Raw genomic sequence first — 15851 nt, forward strand, 5'->3', positions numbered from 1 at the left:
CGTACCCAACGAAGCCTTAGTTGTTGGCAGAAGCTATTTTATTTTTTCCCACTTATCAATTAAGTCAGATTCAATCAAGTTTTTCATTCCGTATTTATTGAACTGAATCTTACTGTTTTCACAACCTTGCATAGGGCATCTGTTATGAATAAAACGAATAGGAGCTCCTTCATGCTTAGTACAATAAGGTGTTAAATCAGAAATAAAAGGTGTATCAATATCGAAGAAGACGCCCCATCTAAGTAAGATGCTAGCTTCAGTGATTTCTGTTTTATTAAACTCTCTTAGCTTTCTTTGCTTTTTGGTGTAGAACTGGTTGCCCTTGTGAAAGCCCCTCCAAGCAATCAGGTATATCAAAGATGCAAGACCTAAGAAAAGTAGGATTTGATAAACTTCAATTTCTTTAGTTAAAAATTCCCCAACTTTTACAGATTTAACTTTATCCCATTTTATTGATGCACCCCAAATTTTATCAAACAAATAAACAAGGAAGCCTGAGAAAGCAACTGCTAAAAGGGGTAATACCTTTTTCATTCTAATTTTCTATGTATTGAATTTAATATTGATTTTAGTTACTGCCACCTTTTGCTTAACGGAATAAACATACGTTTTTTTGTCGAAATCGGCATATAGCCGTAACTGGACTACCTAATATACTATATATCTTAAGGCATATAACGCATCTTGCTAAAACTTTCCTACAGCACGCATACATCCTGCTGTTTGCCCCTTTTCACCTTAGAAACTCTCAGCCATTTTCGCGAACTTTGCTAGCAGTCGTATTTCCTAACCGAAATCTAAATACTTGAGCCAGTCAACTATATATAAAAATTACCTGCTGCAGTCGGAGCCAAACAAGTTCAACCTGGACAACCTGCAGGCGGGCGAGATGATCGTGAACATAGGCCAGCTGGCAATCTGCGAGCCTGTCCTCGATGTAAGCTAGGTGGCGGGCGATCTTGGCTCGGTTGTAGTTGTTCTTCTTCGAGTTATGGGCCCGGAGCTTGGTGGAGTCTCCGGCCAGCAACTGTCCTCCGACAAGGTTAAAATGCTGCGCTGTCCTAACCGTGTCCCGGAAGAGGCGGGTGATGGCCTGTGAGTTGTTCTTGCGGAACTTGGCAATGGTGTTGTGGTCGGGTGCCAGTTGACCCAGCAGCTTCAATAAAACAGTGGGATGGTAAGCCGGTCGACCATTGTCAGGGAAATCAGTGCGGAAGCCCAGTTCCCCGAGCGGGAGCGAATCGATGAAGGCGTTGATGAAGCGCACCTCGTTGTCCAGGCAAATCAGCTCCTCCAGGCTGGCCCCGCCATTCGGAGGCTCGTCCCGGCTATAGGCTTGTTTCAATTTCATAGCTCAAGTGGATAAGTGTATTATCACTGAGCCTGATAAAGGATGCAGGAAGAAAGATGTTATTAGACAGTCTGACGGCTCTGTATAAAAAATCACAGGGTTTTCTCGGCACTTTCCTGTCAGCCGAGCAGGATGTTTGTTGAGAGCACAAAACTCTCTTTTTATCTACCGACTACCATGTATAATCCAACTAAATCTATTATGTTTAGGATTTCCGTAATACCAAAAACCCACTAATACCACAAATAGTTGAAGCTACAAAAATTCCAATTTTTGCTTGAATAATATGCTCTAAGCTAACGAAAGCAAGGTCTGTAATAAATAGGGACATCGTAAACCCAACACCTGCGAGCAATGCTACTCCATAGATATGTCGCCAATTAAGCCCCTCAGGAAGCTCTGCTAGTTTTAGCTTGATTATAATTTTTGAAACTCCAACAATTCCAATAAACTTGCCTAATACCAAACCTAATATTACTCCTAGACTAACATTGCTAATCAAGTTTTCGGCAAAACTCCCAGAAAAAGTTATACCCGCGTTGGCAAGAGCAAAAATAGGCATAACTACAAAAGCGACTAATGGAGTCATTGAGTGCTCGAGTCGTTGAAGCGGAGTTAATGCAGCTTTTGAATAAAACCTTATTCTATCCACAATATGTAGTTGTTCGTAGGTGAGAAGGGTAACATTATTCGGTGTACTCTTTTCAAAATCATTGGTTAGTGCATTCATCTTTACGACAAATTTTTTGTCTTGAATCTTTACGTTTGCCGGAATGGTAAGGGCTGCAATAACTCCCGCAACTGTTGCATGAACTCCCGAAAGTAAAAAAGCCATCCACAGGCCACCAATTCCAACTATTCCATAAAAAACCGTATTGCGCACACCTAACACATTGGCAACTATAAGAATAACTAGAAATCCACCTCCAAATAGCAGGCTCATCATAGAGATATCTGAAGTATAAAAAAGGGCAATTACCAATACTGCTCCCAGGTCATCAGCAATAGCTAGTACTGTCAAAAACACTTTAAGCGATACAGGAACTCTATCACCTAATAGGTAGAGTATTCCCAGTGCAAAAGCAATGTCGGTTGCCATTGGTATTCCCCATCCGGTAAAAGCCCCTCCTGATAAATTTAAAGTTAAAAATAATAATGCCGGAATAACCATACCGCCTAATCCTGCAAAAATGGGTAAAACAGCATTTTTAGGTTTGGAAAGTTCACCCACCATTATTTCCCTTTTAAGCTCTAACCCTATCACAAAAAAGAAAACAGACATAAGTCCATCATTAATCCAATGATGTAAAGATTTAGACATGACAAACTCATCAAATCCTATCGAAAAAGTATACTCCCAAAAATGATGATAATCATCTTGAAAAGGGGAGTTAGCAAGAATCAGGGCTGTTACAGCGGAGGCAAATAATAAAATCCCGCCTGTTGTTGAATTATTGATAAATCGGGCAATTGGAATTAACAAAATTTTGTCAATAGGGTCTGATCTCATAATTGAACATTATATGAAGTTTTTTTAATATAAAATTTTATTCCATTCTGATTTAATCTGTTGGTTAGCATTGCCACTAACTTGTAGCTAAACGGAATAAACATACAGTTTTTGTCGAAATCGGCAGATAACCGTAACTGGGCTACCGAATATACCATATATCTTAAGGCATTTAACGCATCCTAATCAAACTTTCCTACAGTACGCGCTACATCCTGCCGTTTGCCCCTGCTCACCTTAGAAACTCTCAGCCATTTTCGCGAACTTTGCTAGCAGTCGTATTTCTTAACCGAAATCTAAATACTTGAGCCAGTCAACTATATATAAAGATTACCTGCTGCAGTCGGAGCCAAACAAATTCAACCTGGACAACCTGCAGGCGGGCGAGATGATCGTGAACATGGGCCCGCAGCACCCGAGCACGCACGGCGTGTTGCGCCTCGAAGTGGTGACGGACGGGGAGATCATCACGGATGTGGCCCCGCACGTGGGCTACCTGCACCGCTGTTTCGAGAAGCACGCCGAACACATGGCCTACAACCAGACCATCCCCTACGTGGACCGCATGGACTACCTGGCCGCCATGAACTCAGAGCACGTCTGGTGTATGGGCGTGGAGAAGATGATGGGCATCACCAACCAGATTCCAAAGCGGGTGGAGTATATCCGGGTGCTGGTGGCGGAGCTGAACCGCATTGCCTCGCACTTCGTGGCCATCGGCACGTATGGCATCGACATCGGGGCTTTCACGCCTTTCCTGTGGATGCTGCGCGACCGCGAGCACATTCAGCGTTTGCTCGAGTGGACCTCGGGTGCCCGCATGCTCTACAATTATATATGGGTGGGCGGTTTATACTATGACCTGCCCATCGGGTTTGAGCAGCGCTGCCAGGAGTTTATCGACTATCTGAAACCGAAGCTCGACGAGATAGACACGGTGCTGCTGGAGAACAAGATCTTTATCGACCGCACCGCCAATGTGGGTGTTTTGCCCCTGGATGTGGCCATTAACTACGGCTGCTCCGGCCCCATGCTGCGCGGCTCCGGCCTGAAGTATGACCTGCGCCGCGTGGATGGCTACAGCGTATACCCCGAACTGGAGTTTGACGTACCCACCGGCACCGGCATGGTAGGCACCGTGGGCGATTGCTGGGACCGCAACTATGTGCGGGCACTGGAGTGCCGCGAGTCGGTGAAGATCATACAGCAGTGCCTCGACCAACTGCAGGGCGACCACAAACGCACCCCCGACTTCGACCCACAGGCTGCCTGCCCGAAGAAACTCCGCATGACGGGCAGCAAAGAACTCTACTTCCGGGCCGAGACACCACGCGGCGAACTGGGCTTCTTCTTCCGCACCACCGACCGCAGCGACGTGCCTTTCCGCTGTAAGGGCCGCTCTCCGTGCTTCTCCAACCTGTCGGTGCTGCACGAGATCGCCAAAGGCTGCATGGTCGCCGACCTCATCGCCATCGTCGGCTCCGTGGATATCGTGCTGGGCGAGCTGGACCGGTAAACTCAAGTTGTTCATATTTATTAGCGCTACAGCGCGCCCTGAGAAAACAACCTGCCCCTTCGAGAAAGGGAATAAGGTAACTTGTTGAGAAACTGTAATGCACAAAAATCACTTCATAACAGTATAAAATCATAGATAGAAGAAGTAGCAACATAAAAGGAATATTGCCAGGTGCATCTCTTGGCGGTAGTATGTGTTAGACTTTTTACAGATTGTTACCGTAGCGTTAACAGTACAAATAGTTTTAACCCCTACTGCCTTTATATGAGATTGAATAAATTCCTGACGGTACACCTGCTTTGGCTAACTGCGCTGTTTAGCCCGGCCATTGCACAGCCACAGCAGCTCCAGCTCGTTTCTTCTGATTCGCTGGATATCCTTGCCTCCGACACCACCAATGCCATACCTGCCGACTCGATTGTAGCAGGCCAGAAAAATCCTTTCACGGATGCGCAGCGGCTGGAGGCCGACAACAAACGCTACTTCAAGAGAGCCGTGATTCCGGCTGCCGCGCTGATTGGGGTGGGGCTCTATACCATACAGGGCAACGGTATTTTCAGCAGCTTTGATGCACGCGACGCCCGCAACAATGGCACGCCCAACTTCAGCACCAAACTAGACGATTACCTGTTCTTCGTGCCGATTGCGTATTTGTACGGTTTCGATGCTCTCTCCTCGCAGAACCGCCACGACATTGGCCGCCAGACAGGACTGTTGTTTGCCTCCATCGCCCTCACCTCTGCCGTGGTATGGCCCACCAAAACCCTGACCGACATCGACAGGCCCAACGGCGACCCGACTGCTTTTCCGTCGGGCCATACCGCTTACGCCTTCACCATCGCCACCCTTGTGGATAAGGAATTCCGGCACAAAAGCCCGTGGGTGAGCATCGGCAGTTACTCCATCGCCACAGCCACCGGTGTGATGCGTGTGCTCAACAACGAACATTGGATGTCGGATGTGCTGGCGGGTGCGGGCGTCGGTATCCTATCGGTAAACACGGTATACTGGGTACACGCCAAACTACTAAACAGCCGGGCCCTGAAAAACGCAGGCTTGAACACCTCTTTTGCCCCCACGGTGCTGCCAACCGGCAACATGGGCATGCGGCTTTCCATGCAATTTTAATGCACTAGCCCTGGCCTAAAGAAAAAGGCGCTTCCTCTGTTTCAGCAGGAAGCGCCTTTTTCTTTTTATATTTACCCCATGCCTCTACAACGCCTCTTCCTATCGCTGCTCCTGATCTGTTTCTGCGGGATGGCTGCCGCTGCCCAGGTGCGGGAGGTACAGGGCGTGGTGCGCGATGCCCAGACCCGAGAGGCGCTTCCGTTTGTCAGCATCACGGCCAATAACGGCGAAACGGGCACGACCACAAACCTGGACGGCGGATATACACTGCGCCACAACCGCCCGATCCATACCCTCCGGTTTAGCTACGTGGGCTACACGACTCAAGAGATTTCCCCTGATTCTGCAAACGTTATCAACATCTTTCTGCGGCCTTCGTCGGCACAGCTACAGGAGGTGGTCGTGTTCGGAAGCGGCGAGAACCCGGCGCACCGCATCATCCGGCTGGCTAACCAAAACCGCGAGCAGCACCGCCTCGAGAACCTGCAAGCCTATACCTACCGCACCTACAACAAGTTCATCCTGACGGCCACCGACCCCAACGAGCAGGACATGCGCGATACGCTGCGGCTGGAACCGCAGGACTCTTCCTACCTGCGGATGCGCCAGTTATTAAGCAAGCAGCACTTGTTCTTATTGGAGAGCGTCACGGATTACGCCTTTCTGCAACCCAACCTCACGAAAGAAACCATACTGGCCACGCGCGTGTCGGGCTTGCAGCAGCCGAGCTTTGGCATCGTGGCCGCTGAGGCCCGCGACTTTTCGGTGTACGACGACATGCCGCTGTTCTTTGGCAAGCGCTACCTCAGCCCGATCAGCACGGGCAGCACCCGCAAGTATGATTTTGTGCTGCAGGAAACCAATGTGCTGGGCCAGGACACGGTCTATGTCATTTCGTTTAAGCCCATGGAGGGTAAGAACTTCGATGGCTTGCAGGGCCTGCTCTATATCAACAGTAACGGCTGGGCAGTGCAAAACGTGCTGGCAAAATCCGCTGCCAACGACAAGCGCGGGGTGCAGTTGCAGCAGCAGTACCAGCAGGTAGGCCCGCAGCGGCAGTGGTTCCCAACCGAGTTGGATGTGGAGATCACGGTGCCGCAGATCGAGTGGAAAGGCCACCAACCCTACGCCCACCTCCGCACCTATATCACCAACATCAACCTGAACCCTGCCCTCCGGAAATCAAATTTCAGCGTGATTGCCCTGCAGCAAAAACCCGACGCGCACCTGCAGCCCGACAGCTACTTCCAGCGGTTCCGCCCCGACTCCCTCACCGCCTTCGAACTCCGCACCTACCAGCAACTCGACAGCGTGGGCAAAGCCCAGAAAATGGACCAGACCATCCGCATCGTGGAGTACCTGACGGCCCAGCAAATCCCTTTCGGCCCCATCAGCCTGGACCTGAACCGCCTGCTCCGTCTCAGTGACTTTGAGGGATTGCGTTTAGGAATAGGCGCCCATACCAATGATCGGCTTTCGGAGCGGCTGAATTTTGGAGGATACTGGGGGTATGGCTTTAAGGATGAGCAGGCAAAGTATGGCGCCGATGCCTCGGTAGTGCTCTACAAGCCTGCCACACTGCAGTTAAAAGCGGTGTATTTTGAGGATGTGCTGGAGCCCGGGGGCATCCGCCTTCCTTTCCGGCAGCAGCGCAGCCTGCTCGGCAATGTGCGTCCCGCCGTGCTGCCCGCCCTCGATTATACCACCCATTACAGCGCCGCTTTGTCTGGCAGGTTGCTGCGCTATGGGCAGGCACAGGCCATGCTCCGGCAAGAGCAGCGCCGCCCGACCTTTGCCTTTAGCAGTACTGAAATGCCCCAGCCAGTGTGTAACCTGACGGAGGCCGTGATGAGTTTCCGGTATGCCTACGGCGAGAAGTTTATGCAGCAGTTTAACCAACTGATGCTCATGCCAAGCGAGTACCCGGTGCTGTGGCTGCAGTATACCCGTGGCCTCGATGGCTTGCTGGAGGGGGATTACGGCTATAACAAGTATGATGTGCGGGCCGAGGCCTCGTTCCGCCACCGTACTTTTGGCGAAAGCCGTTTCATACTGGCTGGCGGGCTGGTGAAGGGCACAGCTCCTTTTGTGAGCCTCTACAACGGCTACGGCAGCTACAACCCGGATTATTACGTGTATGCCGGCGATGGCTTCGAGACGATGGCCCCGTATGAGTTTTTCTCTGACCGCTACGCCGCCCTCTTCTTCTCCCAAAACCTCGGAAAGCGCCTGCTCCGCACCGGCTTCTTTAAGCCCGACGTGGTATTGCTCACCAACATCGGTTTCGGCGACCTGCACCAATCCCTGCAGGAGGTGCTTCCGCAGGATGCCACGTTCCAGACCATGCAGCAAGGCTTTTTTGAGTCGGGTTTGCTGCTGAACAATATCATCAGCACGCCTTTCTCTGGTATTGGCGTCGGGGCGATTTACCGCTACGGCCCCTATGCATTAAATGAGGTGAAGGATAACCTCAAGATCAAGCTAACGCTTTCGCTGGCGTTTTAGGGCCGTTTCGATCTATCAAACAAGGCACTGCCCCATCTGTCATCCTGTAAAGAAATTTGGCAGAAACAGAGAGCCCTTTCCTCCGGGAGGTTAAGCTCATACTACTTGTGGGGGTATGGCCATGCTTCAACCAAGATCCTTTCAGGATGACAGGAATAGGAGTATGAAGCAGCCCTGCTTTCAGGAGAGTCTGCTAAAATGTAACCCACCCCTAACCCCGCCGAGGAGCAGGGCCGTTTCATTCTAATAAAATCTATACTTGCGTTGTAAGTTGTCTTGCACTCAACCTGCATTTTTGGCTCTCCGAGCCAGTCGAGTCAGAGACTCAACCTTACTTGTTAGTCACGAATCTAGAGATTCGCGCCAGGTAATACTAGAATGAAACGGCCCTGCTCCGGGGAGAGGAATTGTACTTATTGAAAGGAATGGTTATACGGTATGATAAATTGATATGGATATACTACCGCCTCGCAACAACTCATTTCAGCCAAACACAGACAAAAAAATCCCCCTGCCTCAGTTAAGAAACAGGGGGATTTTATACCTAGCGCTAGGCTTGTTTTTTCTATTCGTGATAGTTTAGAATACGGTGACCGCCTTCGGCCAGGTAGGTGTCGCGCTTGAAGAGGGCCACATCTGCCTGCATCATGTCCTGCACCAACGCCTTGAGGTCGTATTTCGGTACCCAGCCCAGTTTCTCTTTTGATTTAGTCGCGTCGCCAATCAGCAAATCCACCTCCGTCGGGCGGAAGTAGTTTGCGTCTACGCTCACCACCTCTTTGCCGGTCTCCAACTGGTACTCCGAGTTGTTGCAGACCTTCACGAAGCCTTTCTCCTCGGCGCCTTCGCCTCTGAACTCCAGCTCCACGCCTACCTCGGCGAAGGCCATCTTTACGAAGTCGCGCACCGTGGTGGTCACGCCTGTCGCGATCACGAAGTCCTCCGGGGTGTCCTGCTGCAGGATGCGCCACATGGCCTCCACGTAGTCCTTGGCATGGCCCCAGTCGCGCTTGGAGTCCAGGTTACCCAGGTATAGTTTGTCTTGTAAGCCCATGGCGATACGCGCCGCGGCCCTTGTGATCTTGCGCGTCACAAACGTCTCGCCCCGCAGTGGCGACTCGTGGTTGAACAGGATACCGTTGGTGGCGAACATGCCGTAGGCCTCGCGGTAGTTTACCGTGATCCAGTAAGCGTAGAGCTTTGCCACCGCGTAAGGCGAGCGCGGGTAGAAAGGCGTCGTCTCTGACTGCGGCACCGCCTGCACCAAACCATACAGTTCAGACGTTGATGCCTGGTAAACCCTTGTCTTTTCAGTTAATCCTAAGATACGGATGGCCTCCAGTATGCGCAGCGTGCCGATGCCATCGGCGTTGGCCGTGTACTCGGGCGTGTCGAAGCTCACCTTCACATGGCTCATGGCCGCCAGATTGTAGATCTCGTCGGGCTGCGTCTCCTGGATGATGCGGATGATGTTGGTGGAGTCGGTCAGGTCGCCGTAGTGCATCTTGAAGCGCACGTCGCTCTCGTGCGGGTCCTGGTATAAGTGGTCCACCCGGTCGGTGTTGAACATGGAGCTGCGGCGCTTGAGGCCATGCACCATGTATCCTTTTTCCAATAAGAGCTCGGCCAGGTACGCCCCGTCCTGCCCCGTGATGCCTGTGATAAGGGCTACTTTCATGTGAGTTACGAATTATGAGTTACGAATTACGAATGTCAGTTCCGAATTCCGGGTTACGAGTTCCGAGTTTTTTCCCTGGAACGCTATGTTATATATCTGTCTTGTGTATGCTTATCTTTCGGCTACGGTCTCCTGGGAGAGGAAGTCGGCGTAGGTCAGGGCGATGCCCTCTTTCAGTTCGGTGGTATGGTGCCAGCCCAGGTTGTGCAGCTTGGTCACGTCCATGAGTTTGCGGGGGGTGCCGTCTGGCTTTGTGGTGTCGAGGCGAAGTTCGCCTGTGTAGCCCACCGTCTCCTTCACCAGCTCGGCCAGTTCTTTAATGGACAAATCCTCGCCGGTGCCCACGTTCACCAGCTCGCGGCCCGAATAGGTCTCCATCAAAAAGAGGCAGGCCTGGGCCAGGTCGTCGGCGAAGAGGAACTCGCGCAGTGGGCTGCCCGTGCCCCAGATCGTGACCGCCTCCGCCCCGCTCTCCTTTGCCTCGTGGAAGCGGCGGATGAGGGCCGGCAGCACGTGCGAGTTCTGCGGGTGGTAGTTGTCGTTGTAACCGTAGAGGTTGGTGGGCATGGCGCTGATGAAGTCGCAGCCGTACTGGTCGCGGTAGGCCTCGCAGAGCTTGATGCCCGCGATCTTGGCGATGGCGTAGGGCTCGTTGGTCGGCTCCAGCTCCCCGGTCAGTAGATACTCTTCTTTCAGGGGCTGCGGGGCGAGCTTGGGATAGATGCAGGAAGAGCCCAAAAAGAGCAGCTTCTTCGCGCCCGTCTCGTAGGCAGCGTGGATGATGTTAGCCTCAATCATGAGGTTGTCGTAGAGGAAGTCGGCGCGGTAGGTGTTGTTGGCCACGATGCCCCCCACCTTGGCCGCCGCCAGGAAAACAAACCCCGGCTTCTCCTCGGAGAAGAAGACCTTCACCGCCGCCTGGTCCCGCAGGTCCAGTTCCGCAGAGCGCCGCACGATAATGTTGGTATAGCCTTCCGCCTCCAGCGCCCGCACGATGGCCGAGCCCACCATGCCCCGGTGCCCCGCCACGTATATCTTCGAATCTTTTTGCATGTATAATGTATAGAACGTTAATCAGTTGAGAAGATTAACAAGAGCTTGTACTGCTTTCCCTCAGCAGAGTTGCACCGCTTTGAATCATTCTTTAATAACTCAAACTATATATAACCATGATCATATATTTAGGCTACTACCGGCCCTTGTTACCTCCACAAAGATAAACATCCCTGCCTTAAAGTTAGTATAGGGAGGGAACCTGCAACCGCTATCCCTATGAAACTCCTGACCGCCGCTCAAACCCGCGAAGCCGATGCACAGACCATCCGCGAAGAGGGCATACCTTCCGTAGACCTGATGGAACGTGCCGCCAAAGCCTTTACTGGTTGGTTCGAGAACAAATTTCAGCCTTCCGAGGAAATCTTCGTGTTCTGCGGCCCCGGCAACAACGGCGGCGATGGCCTGGCTGTGGCCCGGTTGCTGCAGCAGCGCAACTATACCGTGCAGGTATACCTGGTGGGCGACACCGCCAAAGCCTCCGAAGATTTCAAAACCAACCTGGGCCGCCTGCCCGAGGAGATAACGCCCCAACACATTCAGGCGGAGCAGGAAATACCAGAACTGCCACTGTGCGCCTGCGTGATTGACGCGCTCTTCGGCACCGGCCTTACCCGCCCCGTAACGGGCTTGTATGAGGAAGTGGTGGAGCAACTCAACAACAGCGGGGCCTGCATCACCGCTATCGATATTCCCTCCGGCCTTTACACCGATAGCCAAACACCCGAGGACAGCACCATCATCCGGGCGGAGTATACCGTCAGCTTTCAGTTGCCCAAGCTGGCGTTTTTTCTGCCGCAGCACGAGGAGTTTGTGGGCGAATGGCATGTGGTGCCCATCGGGCTTAGCGCACGGTACATCGCCGGTGTGAAAACGCACCTTTGCTATACCACCAAACAGGATGTGCAGCACATGCTGAAGCACCGGAAAAAATTCTCGCACAAAGGCCTGTATGGGCATGCGCTGCTGCTGGCCGGAGGGTATGGCAAGATGGGGGCAGCGGTGCTGGCCGCAAGGGCCTGCCTGAAAAGCGGTGTCGGGCTGCTGACCATCCAGGCGCCGTCGGTGGGGTATACCGTGCTGCAAACGGCGGTGCCGGAGGCCATGACCCTGACAGACGCAAACCGCAAGCACCTCTCTGAGCTACCGGAGGAAATTGACAAGTTTAACGTGATCGGCGTTGGGCCGGGCATCGGAACAGCCCCTCCCACCAAAACCGCAATCGGAGAGTTGCTCGCCACCGCCACACACCCCTTGGTTATTGATGCCGATGCTATCAACATCATTGCTGGCAGCGACCGGCTGCTGGGGCAGATACCGAAAAACAGGGTGATCTTTACGCCGCACCCGAAGGAGTTTGAGCGGATAGCCGGCAAATCAGAAAATGACTACGAACGCATGGAGCGCCTCCGTGCGTTTTGCCAGCGGCACCAGTGCTACGTTACTTTAAAAGGGAGCCATACCGCCATCGGCACGCCGGAGGGGAATGTGTTCTTTAACACCACCGGTAACTCCGGGATGGCCACAGGCGGCACAGGCGACGTGCTGACAGGTATGATTACGGCGTTGGTGGCCCAGCACTATTCGCTGGAGGAGGCTTGCCTGCTCGGCGTGTATGTGCACGGGCTGGCCGGCGACCTGGCTCTGCAAACTGTGGGCGCCATCAGCATGATGGCGACCGACCTGATTGAGCACCTGCCCAAAGCGTTTATGTGTTTGCAGCAACCTGCGCCATAGCCAGGTATACCAGGCCCGCATGCAGCAGCATGGCACCATCCGCCAGCAAGGCATAGTATATCCGCGGTTTGTTTTCGGAGGACAAAGAGACGACCACCGCGGCGGCTGCGGCACTACTGACTAGCGCCCACAGCACCGCACCTTGCTCTGAACTCACTAAAAGCATGGTATAAATTGCTAGCAAGCCCAGCGACAGCAGCTTGGTGTTGCGCACGCCTACCCAGCCAGGAAACGTGAGAGTATTGGTGGTGCGGTCGTAGGTATAATCCCGGATATCGAAGAGCAGCGCGAGGGCAAGGATGAACAGGAAACGGCGCAGGAAGAACCACAGCGCCGTTGGCTCCCATACCTGCATGCCCGCCTGCATCAGCGGGAAAAGCGCCGTAACGGCCGCCCATACATAGGCGATCAGGAACACCTTGAGCAGCGGCACGCTGCGCAGGGGCCGCACCTTCCGGGCCTTGAACATGATGGGCACGGTATACCCGATCGAGATGAGGGCCAGGTGCGCCATTACCCAGCCGTTGATCCGGAGCCCAAACTGGATGTATACCACGGCGGCAGCGCCTATACTGACGATGCCCAGCGCCGCCAGCAGCCTCTTGTTTTTTTGGCCCCAGTCGTCGCTTTGCTTATACCTTGTTTGCCGTGGGTGGCGCAGCATGCTTTGCACGCTGCTCAGGTTGTAGATGAACAGGGTGGCCAGAAAAGCAAATCCCGCCATCGGCAGCGACACCGGCACCCCGGCCAGCAGGTATGTTTCCACGGTCAGGCTAAAGGCGCAGCACGAGATGAACACGCTGCTGTACAGCAGCCAGCCCAGCACGCGCTCGCCCAGTGGGTGAGGTGCCACTCCCGCCATGCGGTTGCCGGTGCCGATGCTCGTGTGCTGTTCCATCCTGTCCTGCAATTACGCAACAAATCCGCCCTCATTCAAATACCCGGGCGCATCTGCGCTAAAAACCAAAAAGCCCGGCAACGGAAGATCCACGCCAGGCTTTACAGGAAAAGTAATATTTTTTAAAGCGCCTTCTCTTTTTTCTTAGGCTCCCCGAAGGTGGCGTTATATAGCTCGATGCTGTCCTGAATGATCTTGTAAGCGTGCTCGCGGCCCAGGAACTGCTCTACCACTACCTCTTTGTGCTCCAGTTTCTTGTAGTCTTCAAAGAAGCGGCGCATCTCCAGCAGGGTGTGCGGCGGCAACTCAGAGATATCGTTGATGTGGCGCACAGACATGTCGTTGTAGGCCACGGCGATGATCTTGTCGTCTTCCTCGTTGTTGTCGATCATCTGCATCACCCCGATCACTTTCGCGTCGATCAGGCACATCGGCTGCACGTCGATCGAGCAGATCACCAGGATGTCCAGCGGGTCCTTGTCGTCGCAGTACGTCTGCGGGATAAAGCCGTAGTTGGCCGGGTAATTTACAGACGAGAAAAGCACGCGGTCAAGTTTCAGCATGCCGCTATCCTTGTCCAGCTCATACTTGGCCTTTGAGCCCTTTGGGATTTCGATGATCGCCGAAAGGATTGCCGGCGCCTCGTCTCCGTAGCTCACGCCATGCCAGGGGTTGTTGTTTTCTGTATTCTCCATATCGTTTTTTAATTTTGATGCGCGCTCCGGTTCACACTCCGCTTCGTGCGCTATTGTTATTATTTCATAAACTCTTGCAAAGGCCTTCCCACACTCCCGTTAGGCTCCTGTAGGTATAGCCACGAGGCAATGGTCGGTGCGATGTCGGCAATTTCGGTGGCAACAGAGCTCTCGCCGGGCTGCACGCGCCAGCCATACCATACCAGCGGCACATGCGTGTCGTAGTTCGAGAACGAACCGTGCGTGGTGCCTTTGGGGTTTTTCGATCCCCAGCCCTCAAACCAGCCGGGCTGCAGCAACACAATCACGTCGCCGGAGCGCTGGGCGTTATACCCATTCTCCACACGCGCCATTAGACCCTGGCCCCAGTTCGAGTTCTGCAGCGCCCCCGCCGACACCGCACGCATCACGCTCTCGAAGCGCATCACGTAAGCGGCCACGCGCTGCTGCACATCCGCCAGGTTCAGTTTCTTGCCGTCTATCAGTTTGTGGTTGAGGTATAGCTGCTGGTTGGCATACTGCTCCACCCACTTCCCGGGGCCATACTGCTTGTTCAGGTATTGTTCTACGGAGTCGCGGATAACGCTTTGCGTTGTCACGCCCGACGGGATGTTCTTTTCCTTCAGGAAAGCCGGCACATGGGCGGCGCCATGGTCTGCCGTCAGGAAGAACAGCACCTCTCCCTTGCCCACTTCTTCCTCAATCGCCTTTATCAGCTCTCCCATTTCCTGGTCGAGGCGCAGGAGCGCGTCTTCCACCTCCACGGAGTTAGGGCCGAACTTGTGCCCGATATAATCCACGGAGGAGAAGCTGATGGCCAGGAAATCAGTGAAATCCCCTTTGCCGAGGCGCTCACCGCGCAGGGCGGCCAGTGCAAAGTCTTTGGTGATGGTGTTGCCTGCGGGCAGCGACCGCAACAGCTCGTAATCTTTCCCCCGGATGGCCGGGACATTGTGCGGAAAAACTGGCTTCTGCTCGCCGGGCAGGGTTTCTTCCCAAGCCACGTCGTCTGCCGTGCTCTCGGTATAGGCCTCGATCGGCAGCAGCGTGTTCCATACCTCGCTCAGGTGCTGGTCAGGGTACTTGCTGTTGTTGAACTCCTGAACCCACTGGGGCAGGTCGTTGCGGTAATACGTGCTGGTGATCCAGTTGCCGCTCGGCGAGTCGAACCAGTAGGCGGCGTTGCCCAGGTGGCCGGCTGGCAGTATGGAGCCACGGTCTTTAAGGGCGATGCCAATCACTTTGGAACCCATGTTGGTTGCCAGTCGCAGCTCGTCGGTAATGGTGGTGGTAAGCAGGTTGGCCGGCGACATCTGCCCGGCGGTGGAGGTGCTCCCTACCGTGCTCACGGTTTCGTCGTCGACGCAGTAAACCATTTTCTGCTGCCCGCGCGCATACCAGTTGTTGCCGATGATGCCGTTGATGGCGGGCACGCTGCCGGTATAAATAGAGGCATGCCCCGGGCCGGTATACGTCGGCACGTAGCTGTACTGGTTGTTCTTGAAATTAAAGCCCTGACTTAACAGCTTCTTAAAACCGTCGTTGCCATACTTGTCCCAGTAGCGGTACAGGTAATCGTAGCGCATCTGATCCACGACCAGGCCCACAACCAGTTTGGGTCGCGGAAGGCCTTTGCTGAAGTCTGGCGCATGGCTGGCTGTGCTGGCCTCGGGGGCTGTGGCAGAAGGCGTTCCGGCACATGCGCTCAGGACGAGCAGGCACATGGCGGCGGCCTTCACGAACATACTGTTGCTGAAAAACTTGTTTTGGCTCATTTCCT

General features: G+C 53.5%; 12 protein-coding genes. 4 read left to right on the plus strand and 8 right to left on the minus strand.

From position 1 onward, the window contains the following. Positions 1-33: 33 nt before the first annotated feature. The 3 genes from MKJ04_RS14825 to nhaA all read right to left on the minus strand — a co-directional run bounded on the left by MKJ04_RS14825 (position 34) and on the right by nhaA (position 2861). Entirely contained in the window at positions 34-534 is a 501-nt protein-coding gene (locus MKJ04_RS14825) for a hypothetical protein (protein WP_241642429.1), read from the minus strand. A 280-nt stretch (positions 535-814) separates the two neighbouring features. After that, positions 815-1351 carry a hypothetical protein gene (locus MKJ04_RS14830; RefSeq protein WP_241642430.1) on the minus strand — a complete coding sequence of 179 codons (537 nt, stop codon included), beginning with the start codon at positions 1349-1351 and terminating at the stop codon, positions 815-817. 205 nt (positions 1352-1556) lie between these two features. Next, entirely contained in the window at positions 1557-2861 is a 1305-nt protein-coding gene (gene nhaA, locus MKJ04_RS14835; RefSeq protein ID WP_241642431.1) for a Na+/H+ antiporter NhaA, read from the minus strand. Positions 2862-3195: 334 nt separating this feature from the next. Between nhaA and MKJ04_RS14840 the strand changes: the two genes are divergently transcribed. The 3 genes from MKJ04_RS14840 (at position 3196) to MKJ04_RS14850 (ending at position 8010) form a co-directional block, all read left to right on the plus strand. Beyond that, positions 3196-4377 carry an NADH-quinone oxidoreductase subunit D gene (locus MKJ04_RS14840; RefSeq protein WP_410896828.1) on the plus strand — a complete coding sequence of 394 codons (1182 nt, stop codon included), beginning with the start codon at positions 3196-3198 and terminating at the stop codon, positions 4375-4377. A 264-nt stretch (positions 4378-4641) separates the two neighbouring features. Next, the gene (locus tag MKJ04_RS14845; protein WP_241642433.1) at positions 4642-5505 is read left to right on the plus strand and encodes a phosphatase PAP2 family protein; all 864 of its coding nucleotides are present in this window, start codon (positions 4642-4644) and stop codon (positions 5503-5505) included. Positions 5506-5583: 78 nt separating this feature from the next. Next, positions 5584-8010, plus strand: coding sequence for a DUF5686 and carboxypeptidase-like regulatory domain-containing protein (locus tag MKJ04_RS14850; RefSeq protein WP_241642434.1), 2427 nt, complete (start codon positions 5584-5586; stop codon positions 8008-8010). A gap of 565 nt (positions 8011-8575) precedes the next feature. Here the strand turns inward: MKJ04_RS14850 and gmd are convergent. Beyond that, positions 8576-9688 carry a GDP-mannose 4,6-dehydratase gene (gene gmd, locus MKJ04_RS14855; RefSeq protein ID WP_241642435.1) on the minus strand — a complete coding sequence of 371 codons (1113 nt, stop codon included), beginning with the start codon at positions 9686-9688 and terminating at the stop codon, positions 8576-8578. A 111-nt stretch (positions 9689-9799) separates the two neighbouring features. Continuing rightward, complete coding sequence (locus MKJ04_RS14860; RefSeq protein ID WP_241642436.1) at positions 9800-10741, minus strand: GDP-L-fucose synthase family protein; 942 nt, start codon at positions 10739-10741, stop codon at positions 9800-9802. A gap of 219 nt (positions 10742-10960) precedes the next feature. On the opposite strand from MKJ04_RS14860, the gene MKJ04_RS14865 reads away from it, so the two are divergent. Beyond that, positions 10961-12478 carry an NAD(P)H-hydrate dehydratase gene (locus MKJ04_RS14865; protein ID WP_241642437.1) on the plus strand — a complete coding sequence of 506 codons (1518 nt, stop codon included), beginning with the start codon at positions 10961-10963 and terminating at the stop codon, positions 12476-12478. Here MKJ04_RS14865 and MKJ04_RS14870 read toward each other — a convergent pair. From MKJ04_RS14870 to pafA, 3 genes are all read right to left on the minus strand, one after another. Next, complete coding sequence (locus MKJ04_RS14870) at positions 12450-13376, minus strand: hypothetical protein (RefSeq protein WP_241642438.1); 927 nt, start codon at positions 13374-13376, stop codon at positions 12450-12452. The genes MKJ04_RS14865 and MKJ04_RS14870 overlap by 29 nt on opposite strands. 122 nt (positions 13377-13498) lie before the next feature. Next, complete coding sequence (locus MKJ04_RS14875) at positions 13499-14071, minus strand: inorganic diphosphatase (RefSeq protein ID WP_241642439.1); 573 nt, start codon at positions 14069-14071, stop codon at positions 13499-13501. 59 nt (positions 14072-14130) lie between these two features. After that, positions 14131-15846, minus strand: a complete 1716-nt coding sequence (pafA, locus tag MKJ04_RS14880) for an alkaline phosphatase PafA (protein WP_241642440.1) — start codon at positions 15844-15846, stop codon at positions 14131-14133. Positions 15847-15851 lie beyond the last annotated feature (5 nt).

The organism is Pontibacter sp. E15-1 (assembly GCF_022601975.1).
Taxonomy (GTDB): Bacteria; Bacteroidota; Bacteroidia; order Cytophagales; family Hymenobacteraceae; genus Pontibacter.

Bases quoted from the DNA above. Each gene is read 5' to 3' on its own strand.
- MKJ04_RS14825 (WP_241642429.1), bottom strand. From the start codon at position 534: ATGAAAAAGGTATTACCCCTTTTAGCAGTTGCTTTCTCAGGCTTCCTT.
- MKJ04_RS14830 (WP_241642430.1), bottom strand. From the start codon at position 1,351: ATGAAATTGAAACAAGCCTATAGCCGGGACGAGCCTCCGAATGGCGGG.
- nhaA (WP_241642431.1), bottom strand. From the start codon at position 2,861: ATGAGATCAGACCCTATTGACAAAATTTTGTTAATTCCAATTGCCCGA.
- MKJ04_RS14845 (WP_241642433.1), top strand. From the start codon at position 4,642: ATGAGATTGAATAAATTCCTGACGGTACACCTGCTTTGGCTAACTGCG.
- MKJ04_RS14850 (WP_241642434.1), top strand. From the start codon at position 5,584: ATGCCTCTACAACGCCTCTTCCTATCGCTGCTCCTGATCTGTTTCTGC.
- gmd (WP_241642435.1), bottom strand. From the start codon at position 9,688: ATGAAAGTAGCCCTTATCACAGGCATCACGGGGCAGGACGGGGCGTAC.
- MKJ04_RS14860 (WP_241642436.1), bottom strand. From the start codon at position 10,741: ATGCAAAAAGATTCGAAGATATACGTGGCGGGGCACCGGGGCATGGTG.
- MKJ04_RS14865 (WP_241642437.1), top strand. From the start codon at position 10,961: ATGAAACTCCTGACCGCCGCTCAAACCCGCGAAGCCGATGCACAGACC.
- MKJ04_RS14870 (WP_241642438.1), bottom strand. From the start codon at position 13,376: ATGGAACAGCACACGAGCATCGGCACCGGCAACCGCATGGCGGGAGTG.
- MKJ04_RS14875 (WP_241642439.1), bottom strand. From the start codon at position 14,071: ATGGAGAATACAGAAAACAACAACCCCTGGCATGGCGTGAGCTACGGA.
- pafA (WP_241642440.1), bottom strand. From the start codon at position 15,846: ATGAGCCAAAACAAGTTTTTCAGCAACAGTATGTTCGTGAAGGCCGCC.